This window comes from Rheinheimera riviphila (assembly GCF_004005945.1).
GTDB classification, from domain to species: domain Bacteria; phylum Pseudomonadota; class Gammaproteobacteria; order Enterobacterales; family Alteromonadaceae; genus Pararheinheimera; species Pararheinheimera riviphila.
This window is the reverse complement of the sequence record NZ_SACS01000003.1, coordinates 17,961-32,553: the sequence shown is the minus strand read 5'-3', so window position 1 is coordinate 32,553 and position 14,593 is coordinate 17,961. Positions and strand designations below refer to the sequence as shown.

Sequence of the window (14,593 nt, the reverse complement as noted above, 5' to 3'; positions counted from 1 at the left end):
GCGCATTTAATTTAGCAGTAAAATCCTGTCATCATTATTTCTGAAATATCAAAAATAGTTTATTGGAAATAAAGAGAACTTGCCAATAAAGCATTTGGATGTTGATGCCTTTAAGCCTTTAATTTCTCGCGCAAACGGGCCAAAGCGACGACATTCAGTGGAACTTGAGACTCGTTGTGTTCTGTCTCAGCCGGTTGATTTTTTAGTTGCTGGATCCGCTGTTTAAGGCTTGCGATTGAATCATCAGGATGGCTGGTGGGGCTTGACTGTTGAGCTGTGCTTTGTTGGTTTAACGAATTTAATTTGTCGCGTATTGCATCGATTTTACTAATGGCAGCTTGTTTTACGCCAAGTTTATCCAGCGTAAGGCCTTCATCCTGCATCCGGCGAAGCAATGTTTCAGATGGTAAATGTAAAAACGACACAACGTCCAACATCACATCTCGGATATCGGCTTGCTGCGACAAACTCAGCGCGGCAAGCGCATCATAAAGTTTAATTTCATCCAAAAATGCTGCGCGCAAATGGCTTCTTAGCACTGTTTCAGACATCATTGACCAGTCGGCTTCTGAGGTGACCTTCTGTTCAAAATCAGTTAACGAAATGCCTTCTTGTTTCATTTGTTCTAATAAAGCGCGCGACGGAATTTTTAATCTGCGAGTTACTAAATCGATGTTCGATTTTACCCTTAAGGCTTCAACCGTACTATAACTGCCAAAGACCGCTCGTAAATTGCTGGCATTAGAAAATAATCGGTACATATAATTTTCCTCAATAACTTGCGGCTACGGTTCTAAATAACCCAAACTTCGACCCGACGGTTCCGCTCACGTCCGGTATCCGAGTCGTTGTTTGCGATAGGTAACATTTCGCCATAAGACTCAACGGCCATCACTGGTATGCCCCGTGATACGAGTTCACGTTCTATAACTTTGGCCCGTCGCATCGCTAAATCGGTATTAGTCTCCTCGGCACCTACGGCATCAGAAAAGCCCATTAATACCAAACGACGACCACTGTTTTGTTCCATAAAACGGATAAGCCGCTCTAAATCCCGCTTACCTTTGTTATCCAGATCATTTTCGCCTTGGTTGAAGCGGAAGTTCAGCGATAGACGTTGTCCGGTTTCGACATAACGGTTGTAGGACGCCGGGGCATCATCAATCGCAAAGGTTTTTTCTACTTTGATATTTTGCGAAATCAAGCCGGTCTGTTCGACTAAAGCCTGACCTTGTTCTGAAATAGCAAACTGGGCGAAGTCCTTGGCAGTTTGGGAAGCCGAAGTTGGTGTGTACAAGTATAATCGGCGGGATAATGCATAGTCCTCAGTGCTGATGGTAAAGCGGGTTGGGTAAATTGGTGCGGTATCTGCACCTTCTGAAATCGCTAATGCTTTGTTATAAGAAATGAAATCCAGCCCGATAAAGCCGATAGCGGTTTCGTCCTGTGCCACTGCAACAGAAAGTTCGGTACTGGATTCGAAGCGCCGGGCTTGGTCAGTTAAGGTTTTGTCGAATTTTTTCAATACCAGACTGTTAAAAGTATCAAAGGTACCGGAGTTATCGTCTCGTGCTAACACAACAATAGGTTTATCTGCGCCGCCAAGCTGCGACCATCGGGTAATTTCCCCAGCGAATACTTTTGACAAAACTTCAGTTGAAATTGATTTTAACGTATTGTTTTGGTTGACAATGACCGCTAGACCATCCAGCGCAATAATATGTTCGTTACCTATTTTGCTGAGATCGCCAAGCTTTGATATGCCTTGAGTGACTTCGTCACTGCTGATCCGTCTTGATGACATGCCGATGTCTGCTTTTCCGGCGAGGAGGTCTTTAAACGCGGTGCTTGAGCCATGAGCGTGTAATTGTACTGTATTTGTCTTGCCAGCATCGATAAAGGTGACGCGCCGTTCGGTTTCGCTGCTCTGTTGCTGCCAGGAAAATGCTGAACCGCCTTGTTGGGTCAAAAATGCTTCCAGCAATACCGGAGCGAGTTTTTCTCCGACAGTATTCGAACCATGTAAACGAATAATGGGTTGTAACGTTGTGGGCGATTGCGATGCAACTCCATTTGTTGATTTATCGTCCGCAGCCGCGTTAGCCGCTGTGTCGCCAGTTGTCGCAGCAACGCTCAGTGCACTATGATTTGCAGTGGAGATAAACCAGCCCCCAGCACCGGCTAAACCAATGAGCAGGATAACCGCTGGCCATAATATTGATTTGCGTCCCTTTATAGCTGGCTGCTTGCTATCTTCAGCAGCTGAAACTGCTTTAGTGACGGATGTAGCAGATAGTTGCGAGATTTCTGCTAACAAAGAGCTCAACTGCGGATCTTCCAGTTCGGACAATTCGGCAATGACTGTTTCACGGTATTCACGATTTAGTTCCAGTTGGGATTGTGACAACTGGATTTGAAAATTTGTTTGGCAAAGCTGAACCAGTCTGGCGAGCGCAGAAGCCAGGATTGCTGAATTTTGAGTATTCGAGTTCACGGCGTGTACCTAATTTACTGCTAATAGAAAACCCTATTACGTTAATGCAGTCATATTTCAAAAAAGTGACATCACTGCGTCGACAAGCAATAAATAATGCGAAGTTCATAAACAAATGGTTACCACAAATTTTAAGAAAATAATGAAGTTAAACGGCTTAAAGAGTAGGCGAGACTTTTGCTGAATTTGGCCATGAATAAAAAATGTTTTAACAAGGGTTTCAAAAATATTTTATTGGCGTGATTTATAAGTGAATTTTTGTGCCCGGTTTGGGCACAAAAACGAAAATTCAGAGATAAACTGATTTGGCAAGTCAGAGAAAGATTGATTCGAAAATAAGCATAAACACCAGATTTGAGCCAGAAAATATGCTTAAATCATTGATATCAATATATAAACTGAGAACTAAAAAGGAAAGGGTACCAAGGGCAATATTGGTGCGTCCTAGTGGACTCGAACCACCGACCCCCACCATGTCAAGGTGGTGCTCTAACCAACTGAGCTAAGGACGCATTTTGTAATCTTGTTGCAAATCTTGCCACGGGGGCGATTTTCGCAACGAGCGCTATAGTATTTTCGCCGTCAGGCTATTGCAAGCGATTTTTCCGCCTAGTCATTCAAGCGCTGCAATTTTGTGCTAAATCAGCGGTTTTCTGCGTGTTGTCCTTTGGGTGACGGCGGTTTTGTACCACATTGTTGCTGCAACTGCTGATACCAACTGACATGGTGTTTCATTAAATCCCGTAGCTGCTGCGCCGGTTTTGCCAGGCGCTCATCAACACTATTCTCAAGTTTGGTTCCTTGATAGAGCAGGGTGAGTTCCGGCAGCAGCTGATGACTGATGCCATCCAGTTCCGCCAGATAACTTTGCACTTTCGCGATAAAAATCTGCATAAGAATGTTATTCAGGATCTCCACTTTCGCCTGCTTTTGACAAAGACTAGCGACAGGAAGCTTTGACAATTGCTGATTGAGCAGCGTCAGCCAGGCGTTACTTTGGCGCAAACTATATTGCCAGTCGGCAATAAAACTGCCGTGATGGAGCACAGCAAGCTGCTGATTAATAAAAGCAGCGGTCAGTGTTGGATAGATAGTCTCGTGCTGCGCCAACACCTGCTGTTTCAGGACGTTGAGATTTTTAAGGGCGGTGAGTGGTTCTGCCACAGCGTTGCTGGCGCCTTGCGTGAGTAACCGTGGTTGACCGGTTAATTGCTTGCGCAAGGTCAGGTCCGTGGTTAAAAAATTCTGTAATACCAGCGGCAGTTGTTGTTGTTTTTGAATATAAATTTGCTGTAAATCAGCTTTCAGGGCGTCGGTTAAATCCGGATGGACCAGACAAGGTTTGAGCCCGGCTAGAAGCTGTAGCTCGTAGCCAAGCAGATTGGCGCTACTCATCACTTTGCCAAGGCTGTTATTGCGCTCAGCAATTAATAATTGCAGGTTACAATGTCGCAGCGCGACTAAATCCAATAGATTCAGCCGACTGTCGGTGAGCTGATATTTAAGCTCACGGATCGCCGGTAGTGGCGGTAATGGGGATAGTTGCGGCAGCGGAGTCAGCTGCACTTCTGCAGCCGGTAGATCCAGCACTCTGCTCAGACGCTGCTGGTAATCGCTGAATAATGTGTTGGCATCAATCCGGCTGCAGCCCGCTAAGACGGTGGTTATCAGCAACCACAAAGCCCAAATTGGCCGCAGCTTCCGCCCGTCAAAACGCAACATCAACCGCGCCGGTAGATGTTTAGGTCGTGATTGTTTGTTGTTGGTTGTATTCAATTTTGCGCAGCTGTTTGCGAAGAAGCCATGCTAACAATACGGCGGCAACCGTTAAACCGATGATAATGCCCACCCAAAATCCCTGCGCGCCCATTTTGGGCACTATCCAGTCGGTCAGCCCAAGCACAGTGCCAAGGCCAAACCCAATCGGCCAATAAGCGATCAGGGTGATAAAAAAGATTGGCTTGGTGTATTTCAGGCCGCGTAAGGCGCAATTACACACCACCTGAATTGCATCAGAAATTTGATACAGGCAGGCTAGCACTAAAATTGAGCTTGCCATCGCAAGGACGACCGGATCCTTGGTATAAAGCGACGCGACCCAATCGCGGCTGACATAAGTAAAGCCGGCGATAGCAAACGCCATCACAATCGACATCACAACGGCAGTACTAATCGCAGTGCGAAGTTCCCGCACATCCATGGCGCCCGCCAGATGACCAACCCGAATGGTGGTCGCCATGCCCATACTGAGCGGCAACATAAAAACTAACGCACTGTAATTATTCGCAATTTGATGCGCAGCGACCACGATTGGGCCCAGGTGCACAATCATCAGCGGAATACAGACAAACAACGTCACCTCAAAAAACATCGCAAAAGCGATTGGCGTGCCAAGTGCAACTATCTGCCAGATTTCGGCTAATTTCGGACCATAATCGGGTAGGGCAAGCCGGAACGGCGCGGTCTTTTTACTGATCAGCGCATAAATACAGATCGCAATAAATTGCGCTAAAAATACCAGCGACGTTGCAACGCCGCAGCCAGCGCCACCCAATTCCGGCATGCCAAACTTGCCGTAAATAAACACATAATTGGCCGGAATATTGACCAAAATCCCGATAAAGCTAATCCACATGGCGGCTTTGGTATAACCGATACCTTCAAACAGGTTTCGAAGCAGCATATAACCAGCCGCCGGGAACACGCCCCAGGCAATATAACCCATATAATCCAGCGCTTTTTGCCGCAATAGCGCGTCCATTTCCATCATGCCAAGTGGGATGGCGATAAATTGCATCAACAGGAAAATGATCAGTGACAGCGCAAATGCTAAATAAGCACCTTGCAGGGTGACAGCAGTAATTTGTTGTTTGTGGCCGGCGCCAAAATGTTGCGCAATCATTGGCGTCAACGCCAGCAACAAGCCTTGAAAAGTCAGAATAATCGGCAGCCACAGCGCAGATGCAACGGCGATACCGGCCATATCAACCGGGCTGACCCGACCAGCCATCAGCGTATCGATGACGTACATCATGGTTTGCGTTAACTGTGCCAGCGCGATAGGGCCAGACAGTTTCAGGATGGTTTTGGCTTCAAAGCGGGAAAAAGGTAACATGGCAACTCGCAGGCTTAGGATGCAACACGTTTCCACCATGACATTCCGATGTCATGGTGGACGCGTAAAACTCACTGCAATTTAGCACAAAAAGGGGCACAGATGTTTACCGGAATAGTTCAGAGCACCGCCATTGTCGACCAGATCGAAGATCGCCCTGGTTTTCGAAAACTCAGATTGCAGGTGGCCGCCAGGTTGCTACAGAATTTAATGCAAGGCGCCAGTATTTCGATTAACGGCACTTGCCTGACAGTGACTGGCTTTGATGCGCAAACAGAGCCTGGTTGGGTACAGTTTGATTTAATTGATGAAACGCTGCGGTTAACCAATTTGGGGCAGTTAACCGTTGGCAGTGCCGTGAATTTTGAACGCTCGTTAACGCTTGGCAGTGAACTTGGCGGCCACATATTGTCAGGTCACATTCAAACCCAGGCTGAAGTGTTGCAGGTTATGCAAACTGCCGACAATTGGGCGCTGCAGTTACAGCTGGAGCCCCAGTGGCAACCTTATGTATTTAGTAAAGGTTTTATCGCCATCGATGGTATTAGTCTGACCGTTGGTGCGGTTGAAGGCGGCAGATTTTGGCTACATATCATTCCGGAGACTTTGGCACTCACCACCCTTGGTAACAGGCAAAGTGGTGACAAGGTCAATATCGAAATTGACCAGCAAAGTTATACCATAGTGCAAACAGTTGAACGCTTATTGCTGGCGCGTGGCTTGATAGCGCCAGAATAAAGGTTGATACCGCGACTTCACTGCCGACAATCCTGCTGTTAGTAAATCTGCTCGTCTTCGGCGTCCACAAACACCTGCACGCTTTTGTGCAGTTCATCTTTGTGGGTGACGATATGAATGGGGTTACAGCAGTTGCTGCAGTCCTCAATATCATCTTGATCGTCACCACTGACATCCAGCGTGACATGGGTTGGGTGGCCGCAAAATGGGCAGAGTATGGTTTTATGGATTAAGTCCATCATCACCTCCAGCGCGCAGTGCGGTTGCTTGCTGGACGAGCGCCGTCACGCTTTATTAGCGCCGCCTAAACTTCGACCACCATCCACCGCCAAAATTTGCCCGGTGATATAAGGCGAAGTTGCCAGAAACAAAACCGTTTGCGCAATATCTGTGGGTTGACCTAAATGACCAAGCGGAATTTGCGCCAGAATGCCGGTTTTATCCTGCTCGGTCAGCGTGGGCATTGCTGTTGTGTGCGCACTTGGCCATAAAATAGCACCAGGGGCAATGCCGTTCACTCTTATTGTAGGCGCTAAATCACGCGCCAGCGCTTTGGTCATCATCACCAGCGCCGCCTTGGCCATGCAATACACAGAATGCTCTGCCAGTGGTTTTTCGGCGTGGATATCTACCAGATTGATTACACAACCTTTTTGCTTGGAAAGCTCAGCGGCAAATGCCTGTGTCAGGAAAAAAGGAGCTTTGACATTACTGCCAAATAAATCATCCCACTGCGTTAATGTGGCGCTGCCAACCGGTGTAGGGTAAAAACTGGAGGCATTATTAACCAGCACATCGAGTCTACCGAATTGCTGTGGAACTTTCGCTGCGAATTCAGCAAGCGCGATGTCATCGTTTAAATCTGCTTTTAACCAGCAGGCTGAGTCTGGCCTTAGCGCATTCAACTGCTGACAAAGTTGCGCTGCGTCAGCCGTAGATTGCCGACAATGCACAATAACCCGAAAACCGGCCTGATGCAGGGTGCGGATGATTTCCCGGCCAAGGCGTTTGGCGCTTCCGGTGACCAATGCGACTTTGGCGTTAGTTTGAGATACCTGATTAATCACCGGAGTTTCACTCATCGTAATAACTCCGCGCCAGTCAGCTGCAACAATGATGGCAACTTCAGATCGGCAATACCGTAACGGCTATCGTCGAAGTTGGCATGCTCCGGAATAGCGATACAACGCATCCGCGCCGCTTTTGCCGCGATCACCCCGGTCACACTGTCTTCCAGCGCCACACATTGCTGTGGTTCTATTCCTAAAGCTGCCGCGGCATTTAAGTAAACCTGTGGATGTGGTTTGGCTAAAGGCAAAAATTCGGCCGAACAAGTCGCCTGAAAGTAGTGCAGCAAATCAAAATGTTCGAGTGTAGCCAGCATCATTCGATGATTAGAAGAAGTCGCCAGCGCGGTTGGTAAACCTAAGTTTTTGCTTAACTCTAAGGCTTCACGTGCGCCCGGCATTAATTTACCCTGCTGAATAATAAGTTGGATCACGTTATCAATAATGGCATCGCCGACTTCGGCCGGTGTTGGGCCTTGCCAGGCAAATTTTGCATACCAGTGTTGCACCACATAGTCGCAGCGCCAGCCGAGCGTTTGCGCGGTATCCTCAGGTTGAAGCGGCACGCCTAATGACGAAAACATTTCAAACTCAGCTTGTTGCCAGAAATCTTCGGAATCAAGCAACAAACCGTCCATATCAAAAATTACTGCAGCTGACATACATCTCCGAAACGGGCGGCTGGTGTTATTTAACCTAGCAATTGCTGAATATATTCTTTCGCTTGCCAGCTATAACGACCGCCGCGCAAATAAGCGTGGTGTAAAAGATGGTACAGATTATAAAGATCTTTCCGTTCCAGGTAACCCTCAGGCAACGGATTTACCTGCTGGTAAGCGGTAAAGAAACTGGCCGGTAACGGGTTAAACATCCCGGCATAAGCCAAATCTGCTTCCCGATCACCAAAATAACAGGCCGGGTCGAACAACAACGGAATTTCGCCTAAAAAACCAATATTGCTGCGGATCAGCTCGCCATGCAGCAAGCTTGGTTTGGGTTGGTGACCATGTAAGCGCTGGCGGACCTTTTCGACAATGGTATCAATGTCGCCGAAATGCTGCTGTTGCTCGGCCAAAAGCTGCAGCAACCAGCCAATTCGTTGCTCGGAGAAAAAGCTCGACCAGTTGGCTTGCCACTGATTGGGCTGCATGGTGGCAGACAGATAATTATCCCAGTCAAAACCATACATCGCCTGATCATCGGCCTGATGCAAAAAGGCCAGTTGGTGGCCTAGTGCCTGCCAGCCATAAGGATGTTCGCTACTGAGTGGTAGGTATTCCAGCACCAAAAATGATTTATCCAGTGTTTGTCCTGCGCAAATGACTTTGGGAGTGCGCAGGCAATGGCGCTGCGTTATATAGTTCAGGCTCAAGGCTTCGGTTTCGAAACTGTCCCGCACTTCACGTTGATTTAGTTTGACGAAAAATTGTTGTTCCTGGCCCTGGATTTGATAAAGCAAATTGCCGGAGTGGGTGGGTAATTGCTGTTTATGCTCAATCTGAAAATCGAATTGTAATTCTGCGCTGATTTGCTCAGCAAGCGCTTGCCACATATCTTTGCTCCGTGATTGCAGCCGACCAGAACGGCGAGGTGAATCAAGTATGGAACAAAAATAGCTTTTGTGAATATTCAGGGGAGATGATTGGTATTTGCTGGGAACAGTGGTTGCCTGCCAAGCGCACAAACGGGTAAGATAATGCCGCTTTTTGGTAAACCAGCACAGGCTACGCGCCGTGTCGGTTGGTTTAACCGTTCGTATGGTTAAACGCTAAAGAACATTCACCTTCATTATTGTTCACAAGTGACCCTTGGTATGGGTCACCACTGTAAGGAAAATGACATGCCAGTTATTACTCTGCCTGACGGAAGTCAGCGCGTTTTTGATGCCCCTTTATCTGTATTAGACGTTGCCAAAGACATTGGTCCTGGCCTTGCCAAAGCGACCATTGCCGGCAAAATCGACGGCGTGTTGGTTGATGCCTGCGAAATCATCGACCGTGACGTGAAACTGGCGATTGTGACCAGCAAAGATGAAGCTGGTCTGGAAATTCTGCGCCACTCTTGTGCGCATTTATTAGGTCACGCCATCAAACAATTATGGCCACACGTCAAAATGGCGATTGGTCCGGTGATCGACAACGGTTTTTATTATGACGTTGATTTAGACCGTCCAATCAGCACCGAAGACTTAGCAGCGCTGGAAGAGCGGATGCTGCAACTGGCCAAAACCGAATATGACGTAGTGAAGAAAAAAGTCAGCTGGCAACAAGCTTACGACACCTTCGCTGCGCGTGGCGAAAGCTACAAAATGGAAATTCTCGAGCAGAATGTCGCCAAAGACGACCAGCCGGGTTTATACCATCACGAAGAATACATCGACATGTGCCGTGGTCCACACGTGCCGAATATGCGTTTTTGCCAACACTTCAAAATTATGAAAGTTGCCGGTGCTTACTGGCGCGGCGATTCCAAAAACAAAATGCTGCAGCGGATTTACGGTACTGCATGGGCGGATAAAAAGCAGCTTGGCGCTTATTTAACCCGTTTAGAAGAAGCTGAAAAACGCGATCACCGCAAAATCGGTAAAGCTTTGGATTTATTCCACTGGCAAGAAGAAGCGCCAGGTATGGTGTTCTGGCACAACGATGGCTGGACTATCTACACCGAACTTGAAAAGTATATCCGTGAAAAACTGCGCTCATTTGATTATGACGAAGTGAAAGGCCCACTGATGATGGACCGTTCGCTGTGGGAAAAATCGGGCCACTGGGATAAATACTCAAGTGCGATGTTTACCACCGAGTCGGAAAAACGCGAATACGCGATTAAACCGATGAACTGCCCGGGCCACGTGCAGATTTTCAATCAGGGCTTAAAGTCTTACCGTGATTTACCGCTGCGGATGGCTGAGTTTGGTTGTTGTCACCGCAATGAGCCATCAGGCTCGTTACACGGTTTAATGCGGGTGCGTGGTTTTACTCAGGACGACGCGCATATCTTCTGTACTGAAGAGCAAATTGAAGCTGAAGTCGGTGGTTGCATCGATATGGTGTACGAGACTTATAAAACTTTCGGTTTTGATAAAATCGTCGTCAAGTTATCGACCCGGCCGGAAAAACGCGTTGGTTCTGATGAAATTTGGGACAAAGCCGAAAAAGCTTTGGCCGATGTACTGACCAGCAAGGGCATCGAATTCGAGTATTTACACGGTGAAGGCGCGTTTTATGGCCCGAAAATCGAATTTACCTTACACGATTGTTTGGACAGGGCCTGGCAATGTGGTACTGTGCAGCTCGATTTTTCAATGCCAGCACGTTTAGGCGCCTCTTATGTGGCTGAAAACGGCGAGAAGCAAGTTCCGGTGATGATTCACCGTGCTATTTTAGGCTCGCTGGAACGTTTTATCGGTATTTTGATTGAAGAATATGCGGGTTTAATGCCGGCATGGTTGGCGCCAACGCAGGTTGTGGTAATGAACATTACCGATAATCAGGCCGATTATGTCAAAGAATTAGTAAAAACTTTCAAATCTCACGGTATTAGAGCAACTTCTGACTTGAGAAATGAGAAGATTGGCTTTAAAATCCGCGAGCACACGCTGGCCCGTGTTCCTTATCTGGTTGTCGTCGGTGACAAAGAAGTTGAAGCCGGTGATTTAGCCTTAAGAACACGTAAAGGCGAAGACTTAGGAAAGATGTCTGTACAAGCGTTGGTTGAAAAACTAACCACAGAAATCAAAGACCGGGTCTGATGATATTAATCCTTGGAGGAACATACCATTAAAGTAGGAAAGAAACCGTTACCAACGAACAGACCGAATCGTATTAACGAAGAAATCAACGTCCGCGAAGTGCGTTTGATTGGTCTGGAAGGTGAACAATTAGGTGTAGTAGGTACCGCTGATGCCATTAAGATGGCCGAGGAAGGTGGTTGTGATCTGGTAGAAATCAGTCCAACAGCTGAGCCGCCTGTTTGTAAGTTAATGGACTATGGTAAGTTCCTCTTCGAAAAGGGTAAAGCTGCGAAAGAGCAGAAGAAGAAGCAAAAACAGATCCAGATCAAGGAAATCAAATTCCGGCCTGGAACTGATGAAGGCGATTACCAGGTAAAACTACGCAACCTGCGTCGCTTCATTGAAGAGGGTGACAAAGCTAAAGTAACGCTGCGCTATCGTGGTCGTGAAATGGCGCATCTTGACATCGGTATTGACGTTTTAAACCGGATTAAAGACGACATGGCAGATATCGCTATCTGTGAATCGTTCCCAAGCCGGGTTGAAGGTCGTCAGATGATTATGATGCTGGCCCCAAATAAGAAGTAATAAGTGCATACAAGTAAAAGTCGTGTTCCGCTGCGGTAACGCAGTGGAGTGTGGCTTTTCGCCTTATTATTCGTTGTAATCAAAACAATGCGAGTTTTTTAACTATGCCTAAGATGAAAACCAACAAAGGTGCTGCAAAGCGCTTTAAAAAGACCGCTTCTGGTGGTTTTAAACGTAAGCAATCACATCTTCGCCACATCCTGACGAAGAAGTCTTCTAAGCGTAAGCGTCAGTTAGGTCCAAAAACGTTAGTTGCAAAAGTTGACGTCGCTGGTATCGCTCGCTGCTTGCCATACGCATAATATTAGGAGATTTTAAATGCCAAGAGTAAAACGTGGTGTGACCGCACGTGCGCGTCACAAGAAGGTATTAAACCAGGCTAAAGGTTACTACGGTGCCCGTAGCCGTGTTTATCGTGTAGCTTTCCAAGCAGTTATCAAAGCCGGCCAGTACGCTTACCGTGACCGTCGTCAACGTAAACGTCAATTCCGTCAACTGTGGATCGCGCGTATTAACGCTGCTTCACGTCAAAACGGTTTATCTTACAGCCGTTTCATCGATGGTCTGAAAAGAGCATCTGTTGAAATCGACCGTAAAATTCTGGCTGACATCGCTGTATATGACAAAGGTGCATTCGCTGCCCTGGTGTCTAAAGCGAAACAAGCTTTAACTGCTTAATTTTTAAGTAGTTTAAAAAGGCAGCTCCGGCTGCCTTTTTTGTGTCTAAAATTCCTCAAGCTGTCCGTCAAACTCTCTTTGTCGCCGTTGCGTCTTGTCCTGTCGAAACTCAGGTTGTGATAGCCCGGTAATTTGCTACACTTTATTTACCTAAAATAGAGAAGGATCTGAAATGAGGCGATGTCTGGCCTTGTTCTTAACATGGATGGTGGGTGGGGCGTTGTTACCGCTCTGTGCACAACCGCTGATCATCAAATATCCGGCAGTTGCCACCATGAGCGACTTTCGTTCGGAATATCCGATTGCGTTGTTGCAACTTGCATTTGATAAAGCCGGGGTAAAGGCAGAATTGCAACCTTCCGCTGAACCTATGTCAAAAAGCCGCGCTCTGCATTTGTTGAACGCTAATGGTGGTATCGATGTGGTGTGGACCATGACGTCGAGTGACCGTGAACTGCAATATTTACCCATTCGAATTCCGATTTATCGTGGCCTTGGCAGCTATCGGTTGCTGCTGATCAAAGCTGCCGATCAGCAAAAATTCAGCCAGTTAGCCGACAAAAAAGCGCTGCAGCAACTTCGCTTTGCGCAGGTGCACGATTGGGTGGATACCGAAATTCTGCGTGCCAGCCGTTTTTCGATTTTGGCGGTGTCGAAGTATGAGAACTTGTTCCAGATGTTATTAAAAGACCGCGTTGATGCCATTCCGCGCGGCGTGTTGGAAATTGAAGCTGAAAGGCAAACCTGGCGGCAACAAGGTCTGGTAATTGAAACCGACTGGCTCATCCATTACCCGGGAGCCGTGTATTTTTTTGTCAAACAAGACAATTTGGCACTTGCGGCAACGATCGAATCAGGCCTGCGCAAAGCATTGGCCGACGGTAGCTTTTTGGCGCTATTTCAGCAGTTTTTTCAAAAGCATTTAACCCAGATGGCGTTGGAACGGCGCACGGTGATTGAATTACCAAATCCATTTTTACCACCCTTAACGCCGATTGACGATGCCAGCTTGTGGCATAAGTTAGAGCATCAATAACCAACCGAGGCTGACCGTGGACGTATTTTTCGCCGTATTGTTCTTTGCATTTTCCAGTACCATTACCCTTGGCCCAAACAACATTATGATCATGTCGTCCGGCGTGAATTACGGTATTAAAGCCAGCTTGCCGCATTTACTGGGTATTTGTCTGGGTTTTCCAACCATGGTGCTGCTGGTCGGCATCGGCTTTGGCGTGGTGTTTCAGCAATACCCGTGGCTGCATTGGATCATTAAAATTCTCGGTGTCTGCTACCTGATCTGGCTGGCGTGGCGGATCGCCAGCAGCACGCCAGGCACTATTGATGCAATCAAAAGGCCGCCGTTGACCTTCTGGCAAGCGGCGTTGTTTCAATGGATTAATGGCAAAGCCTGGGTGATGGCGTCGGGCGCTATTGCTGCGTTTACGTCCTTGGCTGGTTCCTTTTATTTCGACGTGGTGCAAATTACCGCGGCGTTTTTGTTGATGAGTTTCCCTTGTGTCGGAACCTGGCTGGTGTTTGGGGCTTTGTTGCGGCCGTTATTGGCCAAGCCGCTCCCGCAGCGGATTTTTAATATCAGTATGGGTTTATTGTTGATTGCGTCGGTCGTGCCGGTAATTTACGAGATGTGGCCTTGGCACTGAGAACATCCCCGGCCTGATGTTTTTCCAAAACAGTCTTTGTTTATATCACTTCCCTGGCTAGCTTCAGTAACTGCGAACTTAGTTTAAGGCCACGCTGCTGTGCCAGACTGTGATTAATGCGAAAACTGATGCCGTCTGGTTCGGTGATTAAACCGATGACGGCCAGGCTATGAAAGGCTTCGCTATTGTCAGTGATCACCAACAGCGGTGTTGCTGCCAGCTGCTGTTGCCAGCGAATAAGTTCAGCGTGTTGGTCCAGGCTCAGAATTAATAGCTGGCAAGTTAATGCCTGGGCTGGTTGCTCAATGGCCTCAATCTGCAACGGCTCGCCTTGTGAGCTATGTAGCTTTGTCTGCTGTAACGCCTGCAGCAACGGCGTATTCCCGGCAACACAATACCGAAAGCGGGTCGGCGGTGGTGGCGGCCATTCAGTCAATTGCACGAATCGTGCTACAAATCTGGCCTTGAGCAGCATGTCCGGTTCTACAGCTATCACTTGGAAACAGCCGCCCAAGCAGC

The 14,593-nt window shown here is 47.6% G+C and carries 16 protein-coding genes and 1 tRNA gene; 7 read left to right on the top strand and 10 right to left on the bottom strand.

The genetic code is table 11. From position 1 onward, the window contains the following. Positions 1–110 precede the first annotated feature (110 nt). The 5 genes from EOE67_RS04060 to EOE67_RS04040 all read right to left on the bottom strand — a co-directional run bounded on the left by EOE67_RS04060 (position 111) and on the right by EOE67_RS04040 (position 5,609). Positions 111–761, bottom strand: a complete 651-nt coding sequence (locus EOE67_RS04060; RefSeq protein ID WP_127697773.1) for a hypothetical protein — start codon at positions 759–761, stop codon at positions 111–113. A 32-nt stretch (positions 762–793) separates the two neighbouring features. Beyond that, complete coding sequence (locus EOE67_RS04055; protein ID WP_206099424.1) at positions 794–2,494, bottom strand: phosphate ABC transporter substrate-binding/OmpA family protein; 1,701 nt, start codon at positions 2,492–2,494, stop codon at positions 794–796. Positions 2,495–2,929: 435 nt separating this feature from the next. Continuing rightward, a tRNA-Val gene (locus EOE67_RS04050) sits at positions 2,930–3,006 on the bottom strand. A 130-nt stretch (positions 3,007–3,136) separates the two neighbouring features. Then, positions 3,137–4,216, bottom strand: a complete 1,080-nt coding sequence (locus EOE67_RS04045; protein ID WP_127697772.1) for a DUF3080 family protein — start codon at positions 4,214–4,216, stop codon at positions 3,137–3,139. A gap of 19 nt (positions 4,217–4,235) precedes the next feature. Then, positions 4,236–5,609, bottom strand: coding sequence for an MATE family efflux transporter (locus EOE67_RS04040; RefSeq protein WP_127697771.1), 1,374 nt, complete (start codon positions 5,607–5,609; stop codon positions 4,236–4,238). A gap of 102 nt (positions 5,610–5,711) precedes the next feature. Between EOE67_RS04040 and EOE67_RS04035 the strand changes: the two genes are divergently transcribed. After that, entirely contained in the window at positions 5,712–6,347 is a 636-nt protein-coding gene (locus tag EOE67_RS04035; protein WP_127697770.1) for a riboflavin synthase subunit alpha, read from the top strand. A gap of 38 nt (positions 6,348–6,385) precedes the next feature. Here the strand turns inward: EOE67_RS04035 and EOE67_RS04030 are convergent, their stop codons facing one another. From EOE67_RS04030 to EOE67_RS04015, 4 genes are read right to left on the bottom strand one after another with little or no spacing between them, the layout of a single operon-like run. Beyond that, the gene (locus tag EOE67_RS04030) at positions 6,386–6,586 is read right to left on the bottom strand and encodes a CPXCG motif-containing cysteine-rich protein (RefSeq protein ID WP_127697769.1); all 201 of its coding nucleotides are present in this window, start codon (positions 6,584–6,586) and stop codon (positions 6,386–6,388) included. Between the two features lie 45 nt (positions 6,587–6,631). Continuing rightward, positions 6,632–7,429: a pteridine reductase gene (locus tag EOE67_RS04025; protein WP_127697768.1), complete on the bottom strand. Its 798-nt coding sequence runs from the start codon at positions 7,427–7,429 to the stop codon at positions 6,632–6,634. Further along, positions 7,426–8,076 (bottom strand): hexitol phosphatase HxpB, encoded by a 651-nt coding sequence (gene hxpB, locus EOE67_RS04020; RefSeq protein WP_127697767.1) that lies wholly within the window; start codon positions 8,074–8,076, stop codon positions 7,426–7,428. Before hxpB ends, EOE67_RS04025 begins: the two co-directional genes overlap by 4 nt. Before the next feature lie 29 nt (positions 8,077–8,105). Continuing rightward, entirely contained in the window at positions 8,106–8,966 is an 861-nt protein-coding gene (locus EOE67_RS04015) for a fructosamine kinase family protein (RefSeq protein ID WP_127697766.1), read from the bottom strand. Between the two features lie 288 nt (positions 8,967–9,254). Here EOE67_RS04015 and thrS point away from each other — a divergent pair, with 288 nt between their 5' ends. The 6 genes from thrS to EOE67_RS03985 all read left to right on the top strand — a co-directional run bounded on the left by thrS (position 9,255) and on the right by EOE67_RS03985 (position 14,074). Beyond that, positions 9,255–11,165, top strand: coding sequence for a threonine--tRNA ligase (gene thrS, locus EOE67_RS04010; RefSeq protein WP_127697765.1), 1,911 nt, complete (start codon positions 9,255–9,257; stop codon positions 11,163–11,165). Between the two features lie 12 nt (positions 11,166–11,177). Next, positions 11,178–11,735, top strand: coding sequence for a translation initiation factor IF-3 (infC, locus tag EOE67_RS04005; RefSeq protein WP_276317431.1), 558 nt, complete (start codon positions 11,178–11,180; stop codon positions 11,733–11,735). A 104-nt stretch (positions 11,736–11,839) separates the two neighbouring features. After that, positions 11,840–12,037 (top strand): 50S ribosomal protein L35, encoded by a 198-nt coding sequence (gene rpmI / locus EOE67_RS04000; protein ID WP_068069322.1) that lies wholly within the window; start codon positions 11,840–11,842, stop codon positions 12,035–12,037. A gap of 16 nt (positions 12,038–12,053) precedes the next feature. Continuing rightward, on the top strand, positions 12,054–12,413 hold the full coding sequence (gene rplT / locus EOE67_RS03995) for a 50S ribosomal protein L20 (protein ID WP_068069276.1): 360 nt from the start codon (positions 12,054–12,056) through the stop codon (positions 12,411–12,413). A gap of 172 nt (positions 12,414–12,585) precedes the next feature. Beyond that, on the top strand, positions 12,586–13,449 hold the full coding sequence (locus EOE67_RS03990) for a substrate-binding periplasmic protein (protein WP_127697764.1): 864 nt from the start codon (positions 12,586–12,588) through the stop codon (positions 13,447–13,449). A gap of 16 nt (positions 13,450–13,465) precedes the next feature. Further along, complete coding sequence (locus EOE67_RS03985; protein WP_127697763.1) at positions 13,466–14,074, top strand: LysE family translocator; 609 nt, start codon at positions 13,466–13,468, stop codon at positions 14,072–14,074. A gap of 40 nt (positions 14,075–14,114) precedes the next feature. On the opposite strand, the gene EOE67_RS03980 is transcribed toward EOE67_RS03985, so the two are convergent. Next, on the bottom strand, positions 14,115–14,549 hold the full coding sequence (locus EOE67_RS03980) for a YfiR family protein (RefSeq protein ID WP_276317434.1): 435 nt from the start codon (positions 14,547–14,549) through the stop codon (positions 14,115–14,117). Positions 14,550–14,593 lie beyond the last annotated feature (44 nt).